This is a genomic window from Nonomuraea aridisoli (assembly GCF_003236395.1).
Classification (GTDB): Bacteria; Actinomycetota; Actinomycetes; order Streptosporangiales; family Streptosporangiaceae; genus Nonomuraea; species Nonomuraea aridisoli.
On the sequence record NZ_POUD01000464.1, the window covers coordinates 1 to 3,746 of the forward strand.

Below are 3,746 nucleotides of genomic sequence, written 5' to 3' on the forward strand. Positions count from 1 at the left end.
GGTGGCCGGGGCCGGGCTGGCGTACCAGCTGGGGTTGCAGCGGCGGTTCGTGGACGCGGTGCCGGAGGAGGTGCGCGGGCAGGCGTTCGGGCTGCAGACCGCGGGGCTGATGTCGGGCCAGGCGGCCGGCGCGGCGCTGGTGGGCGCGCTGGGCGAGGTGATCGCCCCGGCGCAGGCCATCGCCGTGGCGGGCGCCGCCGGCGTCCTCGTCGCCCTCGCCCTGACCCCGGCCCTCCGCCCTGCCCCCGAACGGGCCGCGATCTAGATCGAGCCGGCCGGGAGCTCGCCGGAGCCGCGGATGATGAGCTGGACCGGGAGCTCGACGTGCTGGGACGGGCCCGCGTCGCCGGTCAGGCGGTGGAACAGCAGCTCGGCCGCCACCTGCCCCATCCGCGCCGGATCCTGCGCCACCACGCTCACCCCGGGGTCGAGCAGGTCGGCCAGCTCGAAGTCGTCGAACCCGACCAGCGCCACCCGCCGCCTCTCCAGGGCCCGCAGCGTCGTCACGGTGTAGCGGCCGTTGCCGGTGAACAGCGCCGTCGGCGGGTCGTCCAGCCCGAACAGCCGGTCCAGCTCGGCGCGTACGCCCACCGCCGACGGCGACCGCATCGACACCAGCCGGGGATCGAACAGCTCGCCCAGCTCCTCGCGATAGCCGCGCAGCCGCTCGGCCGCCGTGAAGATCGCCGGGTCGTCGCCGAGGAAGGCGATCCTGCGGTGACCGTGCTCCAGCAGGTGGCGGACCGCCCGCCGGGCCCCGCCGGCGTTGTCGGCCAGCACGGTGTCGACGTCGATCCCCGGCTCGGGCGGCCGGTCGGCGAACACCACGGCGGTGCCGGCCTCCAGCTCCGGCCGCAGGTAGGAGTGGTCGTCACCGGCCGGCACCACGATCAGCCCGTCGACCCGCCGCGCGCAGAACGTCTCGACCAGCTCGCGCTCCCTGCCGGGCTCCTCGCCCGACGAGCCGCTCAGCAGCAGGCACCCGTGCTCGATGACGACGTCCTCGACGGCTCTGCTCAGGCCCGCGTAGAACGGGTCGGCGACGTCCTCGATGACCAGCCCGATCGTGGCGGTCCGCCCGCTGCGCAGCACGCGGGCGCTCTCGTTGCGGGAGTAGCCGAGCAGGTCGATGGCCGCGCGCACCCGCTCGGCGGTCTCGGGATGGACGCCGGGCTCGCCGTTCACCACCCGCGAGACGGTCTTGAGCGCCACGCCGGCCGCCGAGGCGACGTCCTTCATCGTCGGTCTCACACCAGGATCATCGCGCACTCGGGAGGGGCGGACAACGTTGTCAAGCAGGTGTGCCAGAGTGTTCCACTATGTCGTTGAGATCCGTCTTGCTCGTGGCCGGATTCGCACTGGCCGCGCTCAACCTGCGCCCCGCCATCGCGGGCGTCTCCCCCCTCCTCGACGAGATCATGGACGACGTGGGCCTCACGCCCGCGGGCGGCGGCGCGATCACCACCGTCATGGTGGTCTGTCTCGGCGTGTTCGGCCCGCTCACCCCGCTGCTCGCCCGCCGTTTCGGCCTCGACCGCACGCTGCTGGCCGGGCTGGTCGTGATCGCCGCGGGCGTGTCGCTGCGCGGCCTCGACGGCGCCCCCGCCCTCTACCTCGGCTCGGCCCTGGCCGCCACCGCGATCGCCGTCATGAACGTGTCCATGCCCGGCATCGTCAAGCACCACTTCCCCACCCGGGTCCACCTCATGACCGGCGTCTACGTCTCCATGGTGGTCGGCGGCGCCGCGATCTCCTCCGCCGTGGTGATCCCCCTCGAACACGCCACCGGGTACGGCTGGCGCGGCGTCTCGGCCCTGCTCGCCCTGCCCGCGCTGCTGGCCGCCCTGCTGTGGCTGCCCCAGGCCCTGCGCCGCCAGGAACGCGCCGCGAACGGCCCCCGCCCCTTCGCCACGGTGCTGCGCAGCCGCGTCACCTGGTACGTCACCGCCCTGATGGGCCTGCAGTCGCTCACCTTCTACGTCATGCTGGCCTGGCTGCCGACGATCTTCCTGGAGGCCGGCCTGCCCGCCGACCAGGCCGGCTACCTGCTCAGCCTGACGAACCTGGTCCAGGTCGGCGCCACCCTCGCCGTCCCCGTGCTGGCCGGCCGGCGGGCCTCGCAGGTGCCGTACGTCGTCGGGGCCGGGCTGCTGACCGTGGCCGGCTATCTCGGCGTGCTGCTCGTGCCCACGACCGTGCCGTGGTTCTGGATGGTCGTGCTCGGGATCGGGCAGGGGGCCTCGTTCGCGCTGGCGTTGCTCATCATCGCGCTGCGGCCGGCCGACCCGGCGGCGGTGACCGCGCTGTCGGCCGTGGCCCAGTCGGTCGGGTACGTGATCGCGGCGTTCGGGCCGCTGGTGTTCGGCTTTCTGCGGCAGGTGTCGGGCGGCTGGACGGTGCCGCTGGTCACCGGGCTCGGCGTGCTGGTCGTGCAGATCGTGGCCGGCTGGTTCGCCGGGCGCCCCGCGACTTTAGGCAAGGCTACCCTTTGACCATGGTGCTGACCGAGACACTCCAGCGGCTGGCCGACGAGCGCGGCGGGGTGATCGGGGTCGAGCCCGGCCTCGTCATCGAGCCCGACGAGACCTGGACACCGGTCGGCGAGCTGGTGCGGGAGCCGTACACACTGCTGGCGGAGCTGGTGGACGAGACGGCCGCGCGCTGGAACGCCCCGAGGCACGTCGGCGCGGCGCTGTTCTGGAAGACCTACGGCTACTGGCACACCCTGCCGATGGCGCTCGGCTGGGCACTGGACGGCCGGGTGCCGCTCATGCGGCTCGCGGAGACGTACTTCAAGGTGTCCGGGGCCGGGGTGACGATCGCGGCCACGCGTGTGAGCTGGGGCGACGGCGCGGGCGCGATCGCCGGGGCGCTCCAGGAGTCGCAGCTGCCGCTGATCCGGGCCGTCAACGCGCTGGCCAAGGTGGGTGAGCGCACGCTGTGGGGCTCCACGGCGGAGGCGATCGCCCACCCGCTGACCTCGATCGTGCCCGGCGACTACCTGCGGCTGCTGCGCGACATCGGGCCGCCGGTCGACGGGCTGATCGAGCCCGCCGGCGAGGGCTACTTCCGCAGGACCTGCTGCCTGTGGATCACCCTGCCCGGCGTGGAGCCCTGCGGGAGCTGCTGCGTGCTCAGGCCACCGACTCGACCGGCTCGTCCATCGGCCTGAGCTCGTCGGCGTAGCTCACCGAGACGCGCCGCATCACCCCCGAGCCGTCGATCGAGTACTGCCCGAGCCGCCACAGCGGCGGCGAGTACGCGTGGATCGAGACGCTCTCGTCCACCGCCCCGGTGAGCCGGTGGATGTGGTCCGGCCCGAACGAGAACGACTGCCCCTCCGTGACCACCGTCTCCAGGTGCTCGCCGCCGATGCGCGGATTGCACTCCCGCAGCGCGCCCCGCACCACGTGCACGGCTCCTGAGGAGATGTCGTGGTCGTGCCAGCCCGTGTCGTCCTCGGGCCGCCAGCACAGCAACCAGACGTCCACGTACGCGTCCCGGTAGAGCGAGGCGTAGTGCCGCCCGCCGTCCTCCGGGAAGTCGACCTCCGCGCTCCACTCCTCGGGCCGCGTGGCCAGCGTGTCGACCAGCTCACGCAGCTCGCGCCGGTCAAGCGTCCGCTCCGGCAGACCGGCGCAGACGCCCCCGCCCTGGATCTGGTTGCTCATGTAAGAGACTCCTTTCTATTCAATAGGCGGCGGGGGTTGGTGACTTTGATGGCGTGGTCGGCGGCGGTGCCGAGG

General features: G+C 73.2%; 4 protein-coding genes and 1 pseudogene. 3 read left to right on the plus strand and 2 right to left on the minus strand.

All coding sequences use genetic code 11. The features are described 5' to 3' along the window. Positions 1 to 265, plus strand: a pseudogene (locus C1J01_RS46790) (MFS transporter); the annotation flags it as partial. On the opposite strand, the gene C1J01_RS46795 reads toward C1J01_RS46790, so the two are convergent. Beyond that, a complete protein-coding gene (locus tag C1J01_RS46795) occupies positions 262 to 1,251 on the minus strand; it encodes a LacI family DNA-binding transcriptional regulator (protein WP_369122773.1) in 990 nt (329 codons plus the stop codon). The pseudogene C1J01_RS46790 and the gene C1J01_RS46795 sit on opposite strands and share 4 nt — an antisense overlap. A 68-nt stretch (positions 1,252 to 1,319) precedes the next feature. Between C1J01_RS46795 and C1J01_RS46800 the strand changes: the two genes are divergently transcribed. Both C1J01_RS46800 and C1J01_RS46805 read left to right on the plus strand, forming a co-directional pair. Continuing rightward, positions 1,320 to 2,492, plus strand: coding sequence for a CynX/NimT family MFS transporter (locus C1J01_RS46800; protein WP_111185459.1), 1,173 nt, complete (start codon positions 1,320 to 1,322; stop codon positions 2,490 to 2,492). Positions 2,493 to 2,494: 2 nt separating this feature from the next. Next, complete coding sequence (locus C1J01_RS46805) at positions 2,495 to 3,172, plus strand: (2Fe-2S)-binding protein (protein ID WP_111185461.1); 678 nt, start codon at positions 2,495 to 2,497, stop codon at positions 3,170 to 3,172. Here C1J01_RS46805 and C1J01_RS46810 read toward each other — a convergent pair. Beyond that, positions 3,135 to 3,671 (minus strand): cysteine dioxygenase, encoded by a 537-nt coding sequence (locus C1J01_RS46810; RefSeq protein ID WP_111185463.1) that lies wholly within the window; start codon positions 3,669 to 3,671, stop codon positions 3,135 to 3,137. The two genes, C1J01_RS46805 and C1J01_RS46810, sit on opposite strands and share 38 nt — an antisense overlap. Positions 3,672 to 3,746: the final 75 nt, after the last annotated feature.

Coding starts and splice junctions, on each gene's coding strand:
- C1J01_RS46800 (WP_111185459.1), top strand. CDS start 1,320: ATGTCGTTGAGATCCGTCTTGCTCGTGGCCGGATTCGCACTGGCCGCG.
- C1J01_RS46805 (WP_111185461.1), top strand. CDS start 2,495: ATGGTGCTGACCGAGACACTCCAGCGGCTGGCCGACGAGCGCGGCGGG.
- C1J01_RS46810 (WP_111185463.1), bottom strand. CDS start 3,671: ATGAGCAACCAGATCCAGGGCGGGGGCGTCTGCGCCGGTCTGCCGGAG.